The sequence below is a fragment of the Pseudoalteromonas sp. S1650 genome (genome assembly GCF_005887195.1).
Lineage (GTDB): Bacteria > Pseudomonadota > Gammaproteobacteria > Enterobacterales > Alteromonadaceae > Pseudoalteromonas > Pseudoalteromonas simplex.
Genome location: NZ_PNDF01000288.1, coordinates 1 through 242, shown reverse-complemented (window position 1 = coordinate 242; position 242 = coordinate 1). Strand labels below are relative to the sequence as shown.

The window sequence follows — 242 nt, the reverse complement described above, 5'->3', positions numbered from 1 at the left end:
TGCGATGACTTTTTACAAAAGACATTCCAAGAGGTAATCTTAATTGCGAAAATTAAATCACACAGCCGCATTCGCAATCTAAGTCAAAAAGCAAGAGAGCAGAATTTACAACTTGAGTACGATCAAAATCAAGTTGAACGTGAGCATGAAATTGTCGAGCTCATTTTTAATAACTCGCTTGAAACCCAACAGTCATTCCCTAGCCATTTAGATTTTCATTTATCGCCTTCTGCTATGTTTAA

General features: G+C 36.0%; 1 pseudogene. It reads left to right on the top strand.

Annotated features, from left to right (window positions below):
• Positions 1-242, top strand: a pseudogene (locus tag CWB80_RS22685) (fused response regulator/phosphatase); the annotation flags it as partial.